The organism is Streptosporangium sp. NPDC004379, from assembly GCF_042873875.1.
Lineage (GTDB): Bacteria > Actinomycetota > Actinomycetes > Streptosporangiales > Streptosporangiaceae > Streptosporangium.
In genome coordinates, this window is record NZ_JBIAMC010000005.1 from 181,160 (window position 1) to 199,165 (window position 18,006).

An 18,006-nucleotide genomic window follows, 5' to 3' on the forward strand; every position below is an offset into this window, starting at 1 on the left:
CGGCGGTGGAAGGCGTCATGTCCGCCCAGGTCCTGCTACGCCGGCTCCACCGCCAGGTCCTGGAGCGACTCGGCCGCGAGGTCGGGCCGGCCTTCTCCAGGGCCGGCCGGCTGCTGGACGCCCCCGCTCCCCGCCCCAGGGCGTGGGAACGCCCGTGGACCACGCCCGGCCCTTCCCTGGGGCCGCCACCCGCGTCGGCCCGGAGCAGCTGCGGCGCCCGTCGTCCGCCGCCGGGGAGTCCTCCCGGCAGGTGGCGCCGGAGGAGATCGTCTGGCGTACCGGCCGCGAGCCCCTGTGGGTGGGCGTCCGCCCCGGACAGTCGCCGGAGGACATCTTCAGAAACGGCCTGCGGCCCGCCGACCCGCACGGTCCGATCGACTTCGTGCCGGGCGGGATCGACTCGGACGCCGTCGTCCGGGCGAGGCCCCACGCCGCCCCCGGTGACTACTACCTGGTCAAGGTCGATCCGCCCGGCGGCATCCACGAGGCGGAGACGCTGCGGGCCCTGGGACTGCCCGCCGGCCCGGCGGTCGAGGGCCGCGTGGTCTTCGGCGGAGGCATCGACCGGCGTCACATCGCGGGGCTCTACCCGCCGGGGGTCCATCCGTCGGAGGCGGGGATGTTCTTCCGCAACCACCGGTGGTACGAGCGTCCCCCGGACTGACCGGCGACCGGGTGACATCCGGCCCAGGGAGGCGGGCGCGGGGCGGGTGACGCCCGGCCCGGGGAGGCGGCCGGAGGTGACGCCCGGCCCGCCGTGACGCCTCAGGCCGACGACGAGTGCCGGCGGGCGAGGGCGGCCATCACCTCCTCGGCGCCGGTCTGGGCCGCGCGATGCGTCCGGGAGGCGGCGGCGACCTCCTCGGCGGCCGCTTCGTACCGTTCCGCGATGGCCTCTCCCCGGGCCAGGGCCTTGCCGACCAGGTGCCGGTAGGCCGCCCCGATCTGGCCGACCAGGTCGCCTTCGCCCCAGGGGTCGCCGTCACCGGCGAACCCGTCGCCGAGGATCCGCAGCTCCTCGCGCAGGACCTCCGCCGCGTCCGCCAACCCCGAGGCCGAGCCCAGCAGGTCGTGGTGGGAGACCTCGAGTTCGCGCATCCGCCCTCCTCGCGTGCGGCCCGGGAACCGCGGAGCGATCATAGCCACCGCCGTACATCCGCGCCGGGCCGTGCCGCCCGCGCCGCCCGTGCCGTGCCGTGCGGGCCGGGCCGTCCGCGCCGGAACCGGTGCCCGGCGGGATCGGTCGCCGCGTCGCTCGTCCCGGCCGGGGCCGGTGTCAGGAGCCGTCGGCGGGATCCGGCCGTCCGGTGTCGTCCCGTACGGAGGTCCCGTCTCGGCCGGGGTCGCCGGCCGGCGTGGAGCCGGGGACCGGATCGGAGGCGGGGTCGTGCGCCGGGACGGAGGCGGGGTCGTGCGCCGGCGCGGAGCCGGGGACCGGGCCGGAGGCGGGGTCGTGCGCCGGGGCGGGCCGCTCGGTCACGGGGATCCCCGCCACCGTCTCTCCGATCAGCGGAACCTCCGCCGCCTCCCCGGTCGCCTGGTCCTCCGTCACGGTGCCGCCGCCCGCCGCCCGCTCCTTCGCCGGTCTCCCGCTCGGCGGGCCCTCCGCGGCCGGGTCGCCGGCCTCCGGCTCCTCCGCCGCCGGCTGCTCCGTCATCGGACCGGCCGCCGGGTCCTCCGCCCCGGGCCCGTCCGGGTCCGGGACCTCGGGCAGGTCGCGCATGGTGCGCAGCGGGGAGAGCACCGGCGGCACCACCGCCAGCAGGGTGACCCCCACGACGACCCACAGCGTGGCGCGGGCGCCGAACTGCTCGCCCAGCAGACCGCCGACCAGGCCGCCGATGGGCAGCGTGCCCCACACCAGGAAGCGCATGGTGGCGTTCATCCGGCCGAGCATGCGCTCGGGGGTGACGCTCTGACGGAAGGTGACCTGGCCGACGTTGTAGAGCACCACGCCGATCGACTGGATGAACGCGCCGATCGCGAAGAGCGAGACCCGCCAGCCCGGCTCGGTCAGCGGCACCAGGGCGGTGAACGGCGACGTCACCATGATGGACAGCCAGATGATCCGGGCCGAGCCGATCCGGCGGCTCATCGGCCCCACGAGCGCCGCGCCGGTCAGGCCGCCGACGGACACCACCGAGAACAGCACGCCGATCGCGCCGGGGGACAGGCCGACCACCCGGGCCAGGAAGATCATCTCGACGGCGACCATCATGCCGTTGGCGAAGTTCGCCAGGGCCGTGGAGGCGGCGATCAGCCGCAGGATGCGGTGGGAGACCACGTACCGCAGGCCCTCGCCGATCTCCTTCAGCAGTCCCCGCCGTTCGCTGCGGTCCGGGACCTGCTCGGTGGCGTCGATCCGCCCCAGCATCAGCGCCGAGCCCAGGAAGCTGACGGCGTCCAGCACCACCGCGACCGGCGCGGTGAGCAGCTGGATCAGACCGCCGCCGACGGCCGGGCCGGCGATCTGCGCGGAGTTGCGGACGATCTCCAGTTTGGCGTTGCCCTCCATCAGGCGGTCCCTGCCGACCAGGCTCGGCAGGTAACTCTGGTAGGCGACGTCGAAGAAGACCGTGGCCAGGCCGGTGCCGAGCGCCACGCCGTACAGCTGGGGCAGGCTCAGCGCGTCGAGCCACCAGGCGAGCGGCACCGAGGCCAGCAGCACGGCCCGGACCACGTCGGCACCGACCAGGATCCGCCGGCGCGGCATCCGGTCCACCCACACCCCGGCCGGCAGTCCGACCAGCAGGAAGGCCGCCGTCTGCGCGGCGGCCAGCAGGCCGGTCTCGAACGGGCTCGCGTGCAGCGCGAGCACCGCGACCAGCGGCAGCGCGAGGGTGCTGACCTGCGTGCCGATCTGGCTGATCGTGTCCGCTCCGAACAGGAGCGAGAAGTTCCGGTGCCGGAACAGACTGGGGGTGGTCACCGAGGCATGTTTGCGATCTTTTCACTGGAAGTCAATGCCTCTGTTTCCCAACTCCACCGCCCGGAAAATGTCAGATCTCACAGTGATAACGGTGGCCGCCGGGCTCGTGGAGACGGCCACGGCCGCGGTGGCGGCCGTGGCCACGGTGTTCCCGGTACGGCGTCGGCGGCGCGGCGGACGGGGAGGGCGGCGCGCCGCCCGCTGTCAGGACGCCCCGGCCCGGGCGACCCGGGCCGCGAGACCCCGACGCGAGGGCCGGTCCGGGAGGCTCCGGAGCGGGGGCCTGATCCGGGAGACCCGGGCCGGGGAGTCAGGCCCGGGAGACCTCGGCGACCAGGCGCCTGCGGAATACCCAGTAGGTCCACGCCTGGTAGCCGAGCACGAACGGCAGCGCGATCAGGCCGATCCAGGTCAGCATGCCCAGCGTGTAGGGGCCGGAGGCGGCCCCGGCGACGGTCATGCCCGGCATGGGGGCTTCGAAGAGGGTGGCGAACAGCGCGGCGCCGGTCAGGACGATGGCGGAGGCGGTGGCGGTGAACGCCCAGCCGTCCCTGCCCCGCCAGGTCAGCGCGACCCCGGCGGCCAGGGCGGCGACCGCGGCCAGCGCGCCCGCCCACGGCCACGGCGCCGCGGCCCAGCCGCTGCCCGCCGGGGGGATGCCCGGCAGCGCCACCACGGCCGCGGGCAGCGCCACCGCCGAGGCGGCCATCGCGGCGCGGCGGGCGCGGGCCCGTACCGGGCCGGTGGTCTTCAGCGCGACGAAGACCGCGCCGTGCAGGGCGAACAGCGAGAGCGAGAGGATCCCGCCGGCCAGCGCGGCGGCCGCGCCGCCCCGCAGCAGGTCGGCGAAGACGGCGCCCCACAGGAACGCCGGGAGCGCGCTGCCCGCCACGATGCCCAGGTCGCACCAGCGGCGGTCCGTGGCGTGGTGCACCTTGCCCCGCCACTCCAGGCCGACGCCGCGCACGATCAGCCCGACCAGGACCAGCGTGAGCGGCAGGTAGAACTCGCTGAGCAGACCGGCGTACCAGGCGGGGAACGCGGCGAACATCGCGCCGACCGCGGTGATCAGCCACACCTCGTTGCCGTCCCAGACCGGGCCGATGGTGCCGAGCACCTGCCTGCGCTCGGCCTCGTTCCGCGACAGCGCCGGGGCCAGCATGCCGACGCCGAAGTCGAAGCCCTCCAGGACGAAGAAACCGGTCCACAGGAAGGCGATGACGATGAACCAGAAGGTCGTCAGTTCCATGTCCGTTGTCCGCTCAGTACATCAGGGTCGGCTGGAGCAGTGCGGTGCGGTCCTCGTCGCCGTCGCGCGAGGGCGGGGCGAGGGGGCCGGGGGCGGCGGGCTCGGGGCCCGCCTTGACGTGCCGGACCAGCAGTACGGCCTCGGCCAGGGCGAGCGCGCCGTACAGGACGGTGAAGACCGTCAGTGAGATCGCGACCTCGGCGAGGCTGACGCCGGGGGAGACGCTCGCGGCGGTGAGCAGCTCGCCCTGGACGGTCCAGGGCTGACGGCCGATCTCGCTGAGCAGCCAGCCGGCGATCATCGCGAGGGTCGGCAGTGGCAGGGCGAGCAGGCAGGCGCGGGCGAACCAGGAGGGCACCGGGCGCGGGTCGCGGCGGCGACGGCGGGTCAGCCACAGGCCGAGGACCGAGAGGGCCACGGTCGTCATGCCGAAGACGATCATGACGCGGAAGGACCAGTAGACGACGGTCAGGTCGGGGACGTAGTCGGCCGGGCCGAACTGCCGGGCGTAGGCGGCCTGGAGGTCCTCGGTGCCCCGGATGACGGCGCCGAAGTCGCCGGTGGACAGGAAGCTGAGCACGCCGGGCAGCTCCACCCCGGGCACGGGGGAGAACGGCGCGCCCGCCGTGCTGTGCCGGAGTCCCTCGGCGGCGGCCAGCTTCATCGGCTGCTGCTCGTTCAGGAGCTTGGCGGAGGCGTCGCCGGTGAAGGCGACGACGGCCCCGGCGATCGCCGTCATGACCAGCGCGGCGCGCATCGGGGCGCGCCACATGCCCTCCCGGTCGTGGCGGAGGGGAACGGCGCGGCCGGGGCCCGGACGCCGCTCGCGCAGGACGCGGTAGCCGCAGACGGCCAGCACGAACCCGCCGGCGACGACGAACGCCGCGCCGACCACGTGGGGCACCTGGGCGAGGGCCGTGGGGTTGGTGAGCACCGCCCACAGGTCCGTCATGCGGGCCCGGCCGCCGACCACCTCGTAGCCGACCGGGTGCTTCATCCAGGCGTTGGCGGCGAGGATGAAGTAGGCCGAGAGGTTGGAGCCGATCACCGCCGCCCAGATCGTGGCGAGGTGGACGCGCTTGGGGAGGCGGTCCCACCCGAAGATCCACAAGCCCAGGAACGTCGACTCCAGGAAGAACGCCAGCAGCGCCTCCAGCGCCAGCGGGGCGCCGAAGACGTCGCCGACGAAGACGGAGTACTCACTCCAGTTCATCCCGAACTGGAACTCCTGCACGATGCCGGTCACCACGCCCATCGCGAAGTTGATCAGGAAGAGCTTCCCGAAGAACTTGGTGAGCGTCAGGTACTGCTCCCTGCCGGTGCGGTGCCAGGCGGTCTGCAAGCCGGCCACGAAGACGCCCAGGCCGATGGTCAGGGGTACGAAAAGAAAGTGGTAGACGGTGGTGATCCCGAACTGCCACCGCGCCAGGTCCAGTGCGTCCATCTTCCCCTCACGGGTCAAAGCTCTACAAGCGGTAGTGCTACCTCCAGTAGTACTACAACGTGTAGAGCAAAGGGGGGCGCCGGTGCCGCGAGCTGATGCGATCTTCGTCACACGGCCGGTCCGGACCGCACTCCGGCTCGGATCCGGGTCAGGACCGGCGGCCCGCGGCCTCCAGGTAGGCGTGGAGGTTGCCGAGCTCGAAGCCCCGGCGCTGGATCTTCTTGACCAGGACGCGGAAGTCGCGGGACAGGTTCGGCCGGAAGTGCAGCAGCAGCACGTCGCCGGGGCGCAGCTTCTTGTCCGGCACCTGATAGGCGATCTTCCCGCCCGGCTGCACGGTCGCCGTCCAGAGCAGCAGCGCGTCCATGCCGCACGCCTTGGCCGCCCTGCGCGTCAGGGTGTTGAAGGCGCCGAACGGCGGGCGGAACAGCCTGGGCGACTCGCCGGTGTGCCTGCGGACCAGCTTGGCGGTGCCGCAGATCTCCGCCTTCTGCCGCTCATAGCCGAGCGTGGGCATGCTGGGATGGGTGAGCGTGTGGTCCTCGATCGTCGCCCCGGCCTCGCGCAGGTCGCGCACGTAGTCCCACTTCCCGGCGCCGAGGTATCTCCCTCCCTGGGCGGTCGGGTCGGTCGCGCCCCTGGCCTCGACGGCGTCGCGGGTGACGAAGGCCGCGATCGGGATCCGCCGCTCGCGGACCTGCGCCAGGAACCCCGGGTCCTGCTCCCATCCGTCGTCGATGGTGAGGAAGACGACCTTTCGCTTGGTCGGGATGGAGCTGATCACGGGCGGCAGTCCGTCGGCGGGCACGGGGATCCGGGCCACCTCGCCCGGCCTGGGCAGCACCCCGGGCGGGCCGGTGGGGGACGGCGAGGCGGACACGGCGGGGGAGGGGGCGCGGGCGGCGCCGTCCCTGCCGTCCGCCGCGCCGCCGTCCGCGCCCGTGCTCCCCTGGCCGCAGCCCGCGCCCGCCGTCACGACCGCGAGCGCGACCGCCGCCCCGGCCATTCGTGATCTCCCCGATGCCATGGCGCACCATCCTGCCAGGGGCCGGGGACCGGTAATCGCATAAATGGCCATATGGGGCATTTGTCGGTGACGAGATCCGGCGGCCGGGGCCGGCGGAGAGTCCGGCGATGTTGGGATCTCCTGACCCATTCCGGACCGGAGAATCAGCGTCTTCCCATGTCAGAGGGGTAATACCTGCGGTTACCGGGAGGTTCGCCACCGGCCGTTCCCGCCTGCCGGGCCGCGCCGGACGGCGGCGGCGCCGGTGCGGCGTGGCGGCCGGAAACGGCCGCGGGGCCGAGCCGACGGCGGGCCGGAATCGGAGAAGCGACCAGCCATGCGAGGACCATATGACCCATGAACATCAGCACACCGCCGACCCGCTCGCCCGCGTGCTGGGCTGGGCCGGCCTCGGCCTGGGCCTGGCGCACGTCGTCGCGCCGAAGACCGCCGAGCGGATCCACCGGAGGCTGACGCCGACGAGCGGCCGGGAGTTCATCCAGGCCATGCCGATGATGGGCGGCACGCCCGGCCGCGGCCCGAGGCGGAGGCTCATGCCCACCGGCGGCCGGGAGTTCCTGCACACGCTCCCGCCGCGCGGAGCGGGGGGCATGCTCAGCGGGATGCCGATGGCGGGCGGCCGGAGACTTCCCCGCGGCCTGCGGCGGACGCTGGCGCCGACCGGCGGCCGGGAATTCCTGCACGTCATCCCGCAGCACGGGGCGCGGGGTCTGCTCCACATGACGCCGCCCGGCACGGGCCGCGGCATCGCCGGCCGGATCCGCGCGATGCTGGCGCCGACCGGCCGGCGGGAGTTCCTGCACGTGATCCCGTACCCGGGAGGCCGCGGGCACGCCCGCGGGATGGGGGACCACCACCGCATGGGCGGCGCGATGCGCATGATGGCGCCGGGCCGCCGCATCGGCGGGATGAGGCGGATGACGGCGTCCGGGCACGGCCTGGGCGGCGCGATGCGGATGATGGCGCCCGGCCGCGCGAAGACCGGCCGGGGCGGCCGCTCCGGCGGCGGAGGCGGCCGCATCGGGACCCTCACGGCGGCCACCGGGCTCGCCGCCGCCGTGTACGCCGCGATGCGGGCCGGCCGGCGCACCACGGCCACCCGGGGCCCTGAGGGCCGGGAGGGCCGTGAACTGGGCGATCGGATCCGGGACCTGCGGGCGGCGGTGACGATCAACCATCCCCGCGAGGAGGTCTACCGGTACTGGCGGGACTTCGGGCACCTTCCGCGGTTCATGACGCACCTGGAGTCGGTGGAGGTGACCGGCGACGGACGGTCGCACTGGACGGCGCGGGGCCCGGCCGGCAAAAGCGTGCAGTGGGACGCGGAGATCGTCGAGGACCGCCCGGGTGAGCTGATCTCGTGGCGGTCCACGGGACGGGCGACGGTGCCCAACAGCGGGACGGTGCGGTTCGCCGACGCCCCGGGCGGGCGCGGCACCGAGGTGCGGGTGAGCCTGAGCTACGACCCGCCGGGCGGCAAGGCGGGCCTGGCGCTGGCCCGGCTGCTGGGCGAGCACCCCGAGCAGCAGGTCCACGACGACCTGCGGCGGTTCAAGCAGGTCATGGAGACCGGGGAGGTGGTGCGCTCCGAGGGCAGCCCGGAGGGCACCCGCGCGCTCCGGCAGGCCGTACAGCGTCCCGCCCAGCCGGTGGGGTGAGGGGAAGACATGAAAGCCACATGCTGGATGGGCCGCAACACCGTCGAGGTCCGGGACGTCCCGGACCCGGGGATCGTCAACGCCCGCGACGCCGTCGTCCGCGTCACCTCGACCGCGATCTGCGGCTCGGACCTGCACCTGTACGACGGGTACATGCCCACGATGAAGAAGGGCGACATCCTCGGCCACGAGTTCATGGGCGAGGTGGTGGAGGTGGGCCCGCAGGTGCGCAACCTCAAGGTCGGCGACCGGGTGGTCGTCCCGTTCCCGATCGCCTGCGGCAACTGCCTGTCCTGCCAGAACGGCATGTACTCCGTGTGCGAGAACTCCAACCCCAACGCGGGCGTCGCGGAGAAGGTCCTGGGTCACTCCCCGTCGGGGATCTTCGGTTACTCGCACATGCTCGGCGGCTACGCCGGGGGCCAGGCGGAGTACGCCCGGGTGCCCTTCGCCGACGTGGGGCCGATCAAGGTCGAGGACGGCCTGCCGGACGAGAAGGTGCTGTTCCTGTCCGACATCCTGCCCACCGGCTGGATGGGCGCGGAGATGTGCGAGATCAAGCCCGGCGACGTCGTCGCCGTCTGGGGGGCCGGGCCGGTCGGCCAGTTCGCGGCCCTCAGCGCCCGCCTGATGGGCGCCGAACGGGTCATCTGCATCGACCGCCTCCCCTACCGGCTGCACCACGCCGAGCGCGCGGGCGCCGAGACGCTCAACTACGAGGAGGTCGACGTCATGGAGGCGCTGCGGGACATGACCGCCGGCCGCGGCCCGGACGCCTGCATCGACGCCGTCGGCATGGAGGCCCACCACGGCAACCCGGCCATGTACGCCTACGACCGCACCAAGCAGGCGACCCGCCTGGAGACCGACCGGCCGTACGCCCTGCGCCAGGCGATCATGGCCTGCCGCAACGGCGGGACCGTCTCGGTGATCGGCGTCTACGGCGGCATGGTCGACAAGTTCCCGATGGGATCGATCATGAACCGGTCGCTGACCCTGAGGGCCGGCCAGTGCCACGTGCAGCGGTACATGAGGCCGCTGATGGAGCGGATCCGCAACGGCGACATCGACCCCAGCTTCGTGATCAGCCACCGCATGCGGCTGGAGGACGCCCCGCAGGCCTACGAGATGTTCAAGCACAAGGAGAACGAGTGCAACAAGGTGGTCCTGACCGCCTAGCGGGGCTCCACCGCCTCGCCGTCCGCCGCGCCGAGGGCACATGCCCTACCGGCGCGGCGGGCGGATGCCTACAGTATCTGGGATGAAGGTCGCAGGCAGCGCCGTGCTCGGCGTCGACAGGGACCGCGTGTGGTCCGCGCTCCAGGACCCGGCCGTGCTCGTGCGCACGATCCCGGGCTGTGAGCGCCTGGAGGAGACGGGGCCCGGCGCCTACCGGATGACGGTCACCGCCGGGGTCGCCTCGATCAAGGGCGTCTACCAGGGAGAGGTGACGCTGACCGAGCCGGACGCGCCGGAGCGGTTCGTGCTCCGGGCCCGGGGGCAGGGCGCCCCCGGCACGGTGGACGCCACCGTCGAGATCCGCCTCAGCGACGCCGGGGGCGGCACCCGGGTCGACTACGACGCCGAGGCGGTGGTCGGCGGCATGATCGGAGGCGTCGGCCAGCGCATGCTCGGCTCGGTGGCGAGGAAGACCGCGGGAGAGTTCTTCACCGCCGTCGAGGACCACCTCGCCGCCGTCGTGACGGCCCCCGCGGTCCCCGCCGCCTCCGTGATCGGAGTCATCGGGACCGCCGGGACCGCCGGGACCACGGCGACCGTCCCGGAGACAGCCGCGATCCCCGTCCAGGCCGGCCCGGCGGCCCTCGCCGGAGAGGCCGCCCGGCCCGGCCCGGCGGCCGTCCCCGCCGGAGAGCAGGCCCAGGCCGCGCCGCGGGTCTTCGAGCGTCCCGCCGCCCGCCCCGCCCCGCGACCCGCCGCGAACGGCCCCGCCTGGCCGGTCCTCGCCGCGTTCGGGATGGGCGCCGGGGTCGCGCTCGGCAGCGCGGTGATCGGCTGGCTGCTGGGCCGCGCCGGCCGCCGCTGAGCCGTACCCGGCGGGTCTCATGTCCCGGTGAAGGACCGGGACTTTTCCCGTCAAGCGGCCGCGCGCCCGTACGGCGGCGCGGCGGATCCGGTGGCACCGTCGGGTCGTCGGCCGACGACGGGCCCGGGAGACCATGGAGCCGCTGCTGATCCTGCACGCCGTCGCGGCGGTGTGCGCCCCGGCCCTGGTGCGCAGGCTCGGCCGCGACGCCTTCCTCGTGCTCGCCCTCCCGCCCGCCTGCGGGTTCGCCTACACGCTGTGGGCCGTCGTCACGGGCGCGCCCGTCTCCTCGCGGCACGACTGGGCGCCCGCCCTGGGGATGAGCCTGTCCTTCCGCGCCGACGCGCTGGGCCTGCTGATGATGACGCTGGTCACCGGGATCGGCGCGCTGGTGCTGCTGTACTGCTCCCGCTACTTCTCCGCCGGCGAGGACGGCCTCGGGAGGTTCGGCGGGGCGCTGACGGCCTTCGCCGGGGCGATGCTCGGGCTGGTGGCCGCCGACGACCTGCTCCTGCTGTACGTGTTCTGGGAGCTGACCACCATCTTCTCCTACCTGCTGATCGGTCAGGACCCGGCGAGCCGGGCCGGGCGCAGGGCCGCGCTGCAGGCGCTCACCGTCACCACCTTCGGCGGGCTGGCCATGCTCGCGGGGTTCGTCATGCTGGGCGAGGCGGCCGGTACCTACCGGGTCTCGCAGCTCGTCGCGCACCCGCCGGCCGGCGGGACGGTGCCCGCCGCGCTGGCGCTCGTCCTGACCGGGGCGCTGTCGAAGTCGGCGATCTTCCCGTTCAGCATGTGGCTGCCCGCCGCGATGGCCGCGCCGACCCCGGTCTCGGCGTACCTGCACGCCGCGGCGATGGTCAAGGCCGGGATCTACCTGCTGGCCAGGCTCGGCCCGGCCTTCGGCGAGGACGTACCGTGGCGGGCGGCGGCCGTGTCGCTCGGCCTGCTCACGATGGTGCTGGGCGGCTGGCGGGCCCTGCGCGAGAACGACCTCAAACGGCTGCTCGCCTACGGCACGGTGAGCCAGCTCGGCTTCCTGACCGTGCTGTTCGGCGCCGCCACCCGCGGCACCGCGCTCGCGGGCACCGCCATGCTGGGCGCGCACGCCCTGTTCAAGGCGTCGCTGTTCCTGGTCGTCGGGATCGTCGACCACGCGGCCGGGACCCGCGACCTGCGCGCGCTGAGCGGTCTGCGGCGCTCGGCGCCCTGGCTGTGCGCGGTCGCGACGGCCTCCGCGGCCTCCATGGCGGGCGTGCCGCTCTTCTTCGGGTTCTCCGCCAAGGAGGCGGCCTTCGAGTCGCTGCTCGGCGGCGGGCCCGCCCAGGTGGTGACGCTGGCCGGGGTGGTGATCGGCTCGGCGCTGACCGCCGCCTACAGCCTGCGCTTCCTCGCCGGGGCCTTCGGGGGACCGCCGGGCCGGGAGCCGACCCCGATGGCGCACTACGGCGTCGCGACGTTCCTGCCGCCGGCCCTGCTCGCCGCGCTCGGGCCGGTCGCCGCCCTCTTCGCCTCCCGGTACGGCCATGCCATGGAGCCCTACACCGCCACCTTCGCCGACCCCGGCCACGAGGCCCACCTCGCGCTGTGGAGCGGCGCGCCCGTCCCGCTGCTGCTGTCCGCCGCCGCCCTGGCCGGGGGTGCGCTGATCTTCGCCGCCGGGGACCGGGGGGCGCGGGCCGGGCGGCTGCTGCGCACGATCGACTCCGGACGGGTCTACTGGGCGCTCGTACGCGGCATGAACCGCTTCGCCGGGCAGCTCACCGGCGTCGTCCAGCGCGGGTCCCTCCCCGACTACCTGATGATCGCGTTCATCACCCTGGCGGGCATCGCGGTCTTCGCGCTGCTGTACGGGCCCGTCACCACGGTGGGACCGGCCGTCGTCCTGTGGGAACGCGCCGAGCAGCCCGTCGTGGGGCTCCTCCTCGCCGTCACCGCCGTCCTCGCGCCGTTCGCCCGCTCCCACGTCGTGCTCGCGCTGCTGGTCGGGCTCACCGGGTACGGCACCGCGCTGCTGTTCCTCTCCCACGGCTCACCCGACCTGGCACTGACCCAGCTCCTCGTCGAGACGCTGAGCCTGGTGGCTTTCGTGCTGGTGCTGCGCAGGCTCCCGATCGTCCCGCAGGAGGAGCAGCGGCCCAGGGTGCCGCTGGCCGTACGCGCCGTGCTCGGGGCGGTCACCGGCCTCGTCGCGGCCGGCGCCGGGACACTGGCGGTCAACGCGCGGTCGGAGACGCCGGTCGGGACGCTGCTGGCCGGGCCGACGGAGCAGGCGAAAGCCTCCAACATCGTCAGCGCGCTGCTGGTGGACATCAGGGCCTGGGACACCCTGGGGGAGAGCACCGTTCTCGTCGTCCTCACCCTGGGGGTGACCAGCCTGGTCTTCCTGCGCCGCCGCACCTACGCGCTGGAACGGCCCCCCGCCGGGCACCGCAGGCCGCCGGGCCGGACCTACTGGCTGACGGCGACCCTGCCGCCGGGGGAGCGGGCGGCGGTCCTGGAGGTCATCGCGCGCATGATCTTCCACACCCTGCTGCTCGTCTCGGTCTTCCTGCTGTTCACCGGGCACGGCTCGGTGGGCGGCGGGTTCGCCGGCGGCATCGTGGCCGGGCTGTCCCTGGTCGTCCGCTATCTCGCCGGGGGCCGGTACGAGCTGGCCGTCGCCGCGCCGACCGGCGCCGGGGTGCTGATGGGGCTGGGCCTGGTGCTGTCGGTGGTGTCCGCGGTCCTGGGCCTGGCGTTCGGCGGCGCGCCGCTGCGCGCGTTCTCCGCCGACCTGGCAGTCCCCCTGGTCGGGAAGGTCCACCTGTCCACCGTCCTGCTGTTCGACCTCGGGATCTACCTGACGGTGTTCGGCATGGTCCAGGACATCCTGCGCAGCCTGGGCGCCGAGCTGGACCGGCAGATCGAGGAGGAGGAGACCCGGTGAGCGTCCCGCTGCTGCCGATCGCCGCCTCCGCGATCCTGATCGCGGTCGGGGCGGCGCTCCTTCTGGAACGCAGCCTGGTGCGGCTGCTGGCCGGCGTCATCCTCCTCGGCAACGGGGTGAACCTGCTGATCGTCACGGTCTCCGGCCCGCCGGGGGAACCGCCGATCCTCGGCGTCTCCGATCCGGCCCGGATGGCCGACCCGCTGCCGCAGGCGATGGTGCTCACCGCCATCGTGATCACCCTGGGCGTCACCGCGTTCCTGCTGTCCATGGTCCACCGGTCCTGGCAGCTCACCGGCGGCGACGAGGTGCAGGACGACACCGAGGACCGCCGGGTGCGGCTGCGCTCCCGGCGCGGCGAGATCGCCGAGGCGGTGCGCGAACGGCGGAGGGCCTACCGCAGGCTGGTCGCCGGGCAGCGCGCCGAGCTGGCCCGCCTGGACACCGCCCGGCACGAGCGCGAACGCCGCGAGGCCCGGGAGATGCGGCAGCGGATCGACGAGGCCGGCGCCGAGCTCGACCGCTGGGTCCGCGAGCACGGGGAGGCGCAGTCCCCCGAGCGGATCGCCGAACGGCGCGCCGAGACCCGGCGCGCCGAGGAGGAGTCCCGCCGCGAACGCCGTGAGCGGGTCCGCCGGATCCGCGAGGACTTCGCCCGCCGGGAACGGGAGCTCGCCGAGCGCGAGCGGGAGGTCCGCGAACGGCTCAAGGCTCGCCGCCGCGAGGCCCGGGAGGCGATGCGGGCCGCCATCCGGGCCGACCGGTCACGGCAGGCCAGGGCCGACGACCCGGACCTGGAGGGCGAGGACTGATGGAGGCCCTGATCCCCGTGCCCGTGGTGCTGCCGCTGCTGGCCGCCGGACTGAAGCTGGCCATCGGCGGCCGGCTGCGCCGGACCCAGGCGCTCATCAGCGTGGGCACCCTCGCGATCGTGCTGGCGGTGTCGCTGGCCCTGCTGGTGGCGGCCGACCGGCGGGGGCCGCTGGTGACGGACGCCGGCGGCTGGCCGGCGCCGTTCGGCATCTCACTGGTCGCCGACCGGCTCGCCACCGTCATGCTGGCGGTCTCCTCGGCGGTGACACTGTGCGTGATGATCTTCGCCCAGGCGCAGGCGTACGCCGACCAGGAGCAGGCCGCACCGCTGGCGATCTTCCACCCGGCCTACCTGATCATGTCCGCCGGCGTGTCCGACGCGTTCCTGACCGGCGACCTGTTCAACCTCTTCGTCGCCTTCGAGATGCTGCTCAGCGGGTCGTACGTGCTGCTGACCTTCGGCGGGACGGAGTCGCGGGTCCGGGCGGGCGCCACCTACGCGGTGGTGGCCCTGGTGTCGTCGATGCTGTTCCTGGTCGCCATCGCGGTGACCTACGGCGCGACCGGCACCGTCTCGATGGCCCAGCTCGCCGAGCGGTTCACGCCGCTGCCGGGCTCGGTGAGGCTGCTGGTGGAGCTGACGCTGCTGCTGGTCTTCGTGGTCAAGGCCGCGGTGTTCCCGATGTCGGGGTGGCTGCCCGACTCCTACCCGACCGCGCCCGCGCCCGCGACGGCGCTGTTCGCCGGGCTGCTGACCAAGGTCGGCGTCTACTCGATCATCCGGCTGGAGGCGCTGCTGTTCCCCGGCGGCCCGGTGGGCGGCCTGCTGATGTGGGCGGCGCTGGCCACCATGCTGCTGGGGGTGCTCGGGGCGGTCGCCCAGACCGACATCAAGCGGATGCTCTCCTTCACCTTGGTCAGCCACATCGGCTACATGGTGTTCGGCGTCGCGCTCTTCTCCGTCGGCGGGGTGGCCGGCGCGGTCCTCTACGCGGTCCACCACATCACCGTGCAGACCAGCCTGTTCCTGGTGGCCGGGATGATCGAGCGCCGCACCGGCACGACCTCGGTGGACCGCCTGGGCGGGCTGCTGGGCCTCGCGCCGCTGATCTCGGTGCTCTTCTTCGTCCCCGCGATGAACCTCGCCGGGATCCCCCCGATGTCGGGCTTCCTGGGCAAGCTGGCGCTGGTCCGGGCGGGGGTGGCCGACGGGAGCCCGGTGGCGCTGATCCTGGTCGCCGGGGGGCTGGTGACCAGCCTGCTCACCCTGTACGCGGTGGCCATGACCTGGAACAGGGCCTTCTGGCGGACGCCTCCGCCGGACGTGACCGGGGCGGGCGTCGTGCTGGAGGGGGAGGAGCCTTCAGAGGGTCCGGAGGGCTCAGAGGGCTCCCAGGGTTCGGAGGGCTCGGAGGGCGCGGGAGGCTTCGGGGGCGCCGGGGAACGCGGGGGGCCGGGCGGTGCCGGCGATTCCGGCGGACCCGGCGGACCCGGCTCCGGGGAGCCGGGCGCGGGCCGGGCGCGGGGCACCGAGGGGATCACCGGCCGGGAGATCGTCACCAGCGTGCGGATGCCTCTCCCGATGATCGGCGCCACGGCCGCGCTGGTGGCGCTGGGCCTCTCCTACACCGTGCTGGCCGGGCCGCTGAGCGCGTTCACCGTACGGACCGCCGCGGAGCTGCTGGCCCGTGAGCCGTACGTCTCGGCCGTCCTGGGGGGCGGCCGGTGAGCCGGCCGGACGGCGGCCGCGCGCCCCGGCTGCTCGGCAGGCCCGTCCCGCCCCGCACGGTGGCCTGGCTGACGCTGGTCTGGCTGCTGCTGTGGGGCGAGCTGAGCGTCGCCAACATCCTCGGCGGCCTGCTCGCCGCGCTGGCCGTCGTCTGGCTGCTGCCACTGCCGGCCCGCGAGCCCGCGCTGCGCGTCCACCCGGTCGGGCTGCTGGTCTTCCTGACCGGCTTCGCCGCCGACCTGGTGGTCTCCAGCGCCCGGGTCGCGTTCTGGGCGCTGCGCTTCGGCACGGTGCCGCCGATGGAGATCGTCGAGGTACGGCTGCGCACCTCATCGGAGGTGATGGCGGTGCTGACCGTGGTGGCGCTGTCGGCGCTGCCCGGCAGCCTCGTGCTGGAGGCCCGCCTGACGGAGGGGGAACTGCTCCTGCACGTCCTCGGGCCCACCGGCGATGTGCAGGGGATGGTACGGGCGGATGTGGCGAAGCTGGAGGCGCGCATCGTGGCGGCCTTCGGCACCACCGCCGACAGGGAGGAACTGCGATGACGGCGATGGTGTACCCGGTGGTACTGGCGCTGCTCGGCGGCGCGGCGGCGATGACGCTGTACCGGCTGGTGCGCGGCCCGTCCATGCTGGACCGTGCGATCGCCCTGGACGTCATGACCGCCGTGGTGATGTGCGTGATCGGCGCGGCGGCGGTCGCTCGCGGCCAGTACTCGGCGCTGCCGCTGCTGCCGGTGCTGACCCTGCTGGGGTTCGTCGGATCGGTCTCGCTGGCCAGGTTCTTCGCCGGGCGGGCGCGGTGACGGCGGCCGGGGGGCGGGCGGTCCCCGTCGCGGCCCCCGCCGCGGTGATCACGGCCGGTTTCGCAGCCGGGCGGGCGCGGTGACCGTCCTGGACGCCGCCGCCGCGGCGTGCCTGCTGCTGGGCGCCGCGCTGGCGTTCGTCGCCGGGGTGGGGATGGTCCGCTTCCCGGCCACCCTCGCCCGCATGCACGCCGCGACCAAACCCCAGGTGCTCAGCCTGCATCTGGTGCTGCTCGCCATGTGGCTGCGCCGTCCCACCTGGGCGACGGCCGGGCCGCTGCTGCTGGCCGCGGTCTTCCAGGTGATCACGGCGGCGGTGGCCGCCTACATGGTCGGCCGCGCCGCCTACCGCGGCGGCGCACCGGAGGACGGCACGGCCATCCCGCCCGGTGAGCCTCGCGCCTGAGGGTCCTCCGGCGTAACGTGGCGGGTATGCGGGAGGCACGTGCGGAGGATGCCCGGACCGAGGCCAGAAGGCTCGTCACGAGTCTGCTGGGCACGGAGAGACCCCAGGCCGGCGCCCTGCTCCGCGAGGCGGAGACGGCGCTGGGGGCCGGTCGTGTCGAGCGATGCGCGGAACTGGCGCGCGGAGCGCCGCTCACCCGCCGCTCCACCGAGCTCTCGGCGGTGGCCGCCCTGCTGGTCGGCACCCGCGACCTGGGGGAGGAGTGGTGGCGGCGGGCCCGCGGCGACAAGCTGCCCGCGCCGGACGAGGCGCTGTCGGCCGCGACCGCCATCGACCCGTGGACCGACCTGACCGTGCTGGAGATGCTCGCCGCCTGGATCGCCGACGACGCCGCCGACGAGGCGTGGGGCCCGCCGGCGGGGGCGGCCGACCTGAACTCCTGGCAGGCCGAGGACCGCGTCGGCCTGCCGCGGGACGCCGAGCCCGGCCGGCGCCTCGTCGTCGCCTTCGACGCGGGCGGCCGGCTCGACGCGCTGGTGGTCAGGCGCCCCGACGGTGAACTGGGCTCCAACCTCGACTTCGACTCTTTGCGCTACTCCCGCCCCGCCGAGGCCCAGTGGAGCTGGGGTGTGGCGGCGGGCCTCGGCCCGCACCCGCTGGGGGAGGACCCCGACCCCTACGCCGAGCCCGTCGACGACGCCGCCGCCCGGACCCTGCGCGCCTGGGCCCTGGACAACGGCGCCTCCGCGCGGCAGGCCGGTGAGCCGTGGCGGACCAGGGGCGACGTGGTGGCGGCGGTCGACCGGGTCGACTGGATGTGGCGCAGCGGGGAGTGGTTCGCCTGGTGGCGGGCCGTGTCCGCGCTGGTCGACGGAGACGTCGACCGGCTCGCCGCCCGGCTTTCGGACATCGCTGACATGTCCTGATAGCGGCTGTCCGTTTCATCGGTGGAACGCCGGGCAGAGGAGCGCTC

General features: G+C 74.4%; 16 protein-coding genes. 11 read left to right on the forward strand and 5 right to left on the reverse strand.

What is annotated here, in order from left to right; genetic code table 11:
* The first annotated feature begins 154 nt into the window (after positions 1-154).
* On the forward strand, positions 155-664 hold the full coding sequence (locus tag ACFYSC_RS13055) for a hypothetical protein (RefSeq protein ID WP_389960595.1): 510 nt from the start codon (positions 155-157) through the stop codon (positions 662-664).
* A gap of 101 nt (positions 665-765) precedes the next feature.
* On the opposite strand, the gene ACFYSC_RS13060 is transcribed toward ACFYSC_RS13055, so the two are convergent.
* The 5 genes from ACFYSC_RS13060 to ACFYSC_RS13080 all read right to left on the reverse strand — a co-directional run bounded on the left by ACFYSC_RS13060 (position 766) and on the right by ACFYSC_RS13080 (position 6,628).
* Positions 766-1,098, reverse strand: a complete 333-nt coding sequence (locus ACFYSC_RS13060; RefSeq protein ID WP_389960597.1) for a hypothetical protein — start codon at positions 1,096-1,098, stop codon at positions 766-768.
* 178 nt (positions 1,099-1,276) lie between these two features.
* Positions 1,277-2,929 carry an MFS transporter gene (locus ACFYSC_RS13065; protein ID WP_389960599.1) on the reverse strand — a complete coding sequence of 551 codons (1,653 nt, stop codon included), beginning with the start codon at positions 2,927-2,929 and terminating at the stop codon, positions 1,277-1,279.
* 310 nt (positions 2,930-3,239) lie between these two features.
* A complete protein-coding gene (cydB, locus tag ACFYSC_RS13070; RefSeq protein WP_389960601.1) occupies positions 3,240-4,178 on the reverse strand; it encodes a cytochrome d ubiquinol oxidase subunit II in 939 nt (312 codons plus the stop codon).
* A gap of 13 nt (positions 4,179-4,191) precedes the next feature.
* The gene (locus ACFYSC_RS13075) at positions 4,192-5,622 is read right to left on the reverse strand and encodes a cytochrome ubiquinol oxidase subunit I (protein WP_389960603.1); all 1,431 of its coding nucleotides are present in this window, start codon (positions 5,620-5,622) and stop codon (positions 4,192-4,194) included.
* Between the two features lie 148 nt (positions 5,623-5,770).
* Positions 5,771-6,628: a polysaccharide deacetylase family protein gene (locus tag ACFYSC_RS13080; RefSeq protein ID WP_389960605.1), complete on the reverse strand. Its 858-nt coding sequence runs from the start codon at positions 6,626-6,628 to the stop codon at positions 5,771-5,773.
* Positions 6,629-6,978: 350 nt separating this feature from the next.
* Here ACFYSC_RS13080 and ACFYSC_RS13085 point away from each other — a divergent pair, with 350 nt between their 5' ends.
* The 10 genes from ACFYSC_RS13085 (at position 6,979) to ACFYSC_RS13130 (ending at position 17,959) form a co-directional block, all read left to right on the forward strand.
* Entirely contained in the window at positions 6,979-8,307 is a 1,329-nt protein-coding gene (locus ACFYSC_RS13085; RefSeq protein ID WP_389960607.1) for an SRPBCC family protein, read from the forward strand.
* Between the two features lie 9 nt (positions 8,308-8,316).
* Complete coding sequence (locus ACFYSC_RS13090; RefSeq protein WP_389960609.1) at positions 8,317-9,486, forward strand: zinc-dependent alcohol dehydrogenase; 1,170 nt, start codon at positions 8,317-8,319, stop codon at positions 9,484-9,486.
* Between the two features lie 82 nt (positions 9,487-9,568).
* The gene (locus tag ACFYSC_RS13095) at positions 9,569-10,351 is read left to right on the forward strand and encodes a carbon monoxide dehydrogenase subunit G (protein WP_389960611.1); all 783 of its coding nucleotides are present in this window, start codon (positions 9,569-9,571) and stop codon (positions 10,349-10,351) included.
* Positions 10,352-10,484: 133 nt separating this feature from the next.
* On the forward strand, positions 10,485-13,280 hold the full coding sequence (locus ACFYSC_RS13100) for a Na+/H+ antiporter subunit A (RefSeq protein ID WP_389960613.1): 2,796 nt from the start codon (positions 10,485-10,487) through the stop codon (positions 13,278-13,280).
* Positions 13,277-14,092 (forward strand): Na(+)/H(+) antiporter subunit C, encoded by an 816-nt coding sequence (locus tag ACFYSC_RS13105; RefSeq protein ID WP_389960615.1) that lies wholly within the window; start codon positions 13,277-13,279, stop codon positions 14,090-14,092. Before ACFYSC_RS13100 ends, ACFYSC_RS13105 begins: the two co-directional genes overlap by 4 nt.
* A complete protein-coding gene (locus tag ACFYSC_RS13110) occupies positions 14,092-15,822 on the forward strand; it encodes a Na+/H+ antiporter subunit D (protein WP_389960617.1) in 1,731 nt (576 codons plus the stop codon). Before ACFYSC_RS13105 ends, ACFYSC_RS13110 begins: the two co-directional genes overlap by 1 nt.
* Entirely contained in the window at positions 15,819-16,367 is a 549-nt protein-coding gene (locus ACFYSC_RS13115) for a Na+/H+ antiporter subunit E (protein ID WP_389960619.1), read from the forward strand. Before ACFYSC_RS13110 ends, ACFYSC_RS13115 begins: the two co-directional genes overlap by 4 nt.
* Positions 16,364-16,627 carry a monovalent cation/H+ antiporter complex subunit F gene (locus ACFYSC_RS13120; protein ID WP_362929673.1) on the forward strand — a complete coding sequence of 88 codons (264 nt, stop codon included), beginning with the start codon at positions 16,364-16,366 and terminating at the stop codon, positions 16,625-16,627. The genes ACFYSC_RS13115 and ACFYSC_RS13120 overlap by 4 nt, the downstream gene beginning before the upstream one ends.
* Before the next feature lie 79 nt (positions 16,628-16,706).
* Positions 16,707-17,033 carry a monovalent cation/H(+) antiporter subunit G gene (gene mnhG / locus ACFYSC_RS13125; RefSeq protein WP_389960622.1) on the forward strand — a complete coding sequence of 109 codons (327 nt, stop codon included), beginning with the start codon at positions 16,707-16,709 and terminating at the stop codon, positions 17,031-17,033.
* Between the two features lie 26 nt (positions 17,034-17,059).
* On the forward strand, positions 17,060-17,959 hold the full coding sequence (locus tag ACFYSC_RS13130) for a hypothetical protein (protein WP_389960624.1): 900 nt from the start codon (positions 17,060-17,062) through the stop codon (positions 17,957-17,959).
* Positions 17,960-18,006 lie beyond the last annotated feature (47 nt).

Excerpts from the sequence above, each read along its gene's own strand:
- ACFYSC_RS13060 (WP_389960597.1), bottom strand. The coding sequence starts at position 1,098 with ATGCGCGAACTCGAGGTCTCCCACCACGACCTGCTGGGCTCGGCCTCG.
- cydB (WP_389960601.1), bottom strand. The coding sequence starts at position 4,178 with ATGGAACTGACGACCTTCTGGTTCATCGTCATCGCCTTCCTGTGGACC.
- ACFYSC_RS13075 (WP_389960603.1), bottom strand. The coding sequence starts at position 5,622 with ATGGACGCACTGGACCTGGCGCGGTGGCAGTTCGGGATCACCACCGTC.
- ACFYSC_RS13080 (WP_389960605.1), bottom strand. The coding sequence starts at position 6,628 with ATGGCCGGGGCGGCGGTCGCGCTCGCGGTCGTGACGGCGGGCGCGGGC.
- ACFYSC_RS13085 (WP_389960607.1), top strand. The coding sequence starts at position 6,979 with ATGACCCATGAACATCAGCACACCGCCGACCCGCTCGCCCGCGTGCTG.
- ACFYSC_RS13090 (WP_389960609.1), top strand. The coding sequence starts at position 8,317 with ATGAAAGCCACATGCTGGATGGGCCGCAACACCGTCGAGGTCCGGGAC.
- ACFYSC_RS13095 (WP_389960611.1), top strand. The coding sequence starts at position 9,569 with ATGAAGGTCGCAGGCAGCGCCGTGCTCGGCGTCGACAGGGACCGCGTG.
- ACFYSC_RS13100 (WP_389960613.1), top strand. The coding sequence starts at position 10,485 with ATGGAGCCGCTGCTGATCCTGCACGCCGTCGCGGCGGTGTGCGCCCCG.
- ACFYSC_RS13110 (WP_389960617.1), top strand. The coding sequence starts at position 14,092 with ATGGAGGCCCTGATCCCCGTGCCCGTGGTGCTGCCGCTGCTGGCCGCC.
- ACFYSC_RS13120 (WP_362929673.1), top strand. The coding sequence starts at position 16,364 with ATGACGGCGATGGTGTACCCGGTGGTACTGGCGCTGCTCGGCGGCGCG.
- ACFYSC_RS13130 (WP_389960624.1), top strand. The coding sequence starts at position 17,060 with ATGCGGGAGGCACGTGCGGAGGATGCCCGGACCGAGGCCAGAAGGCTC.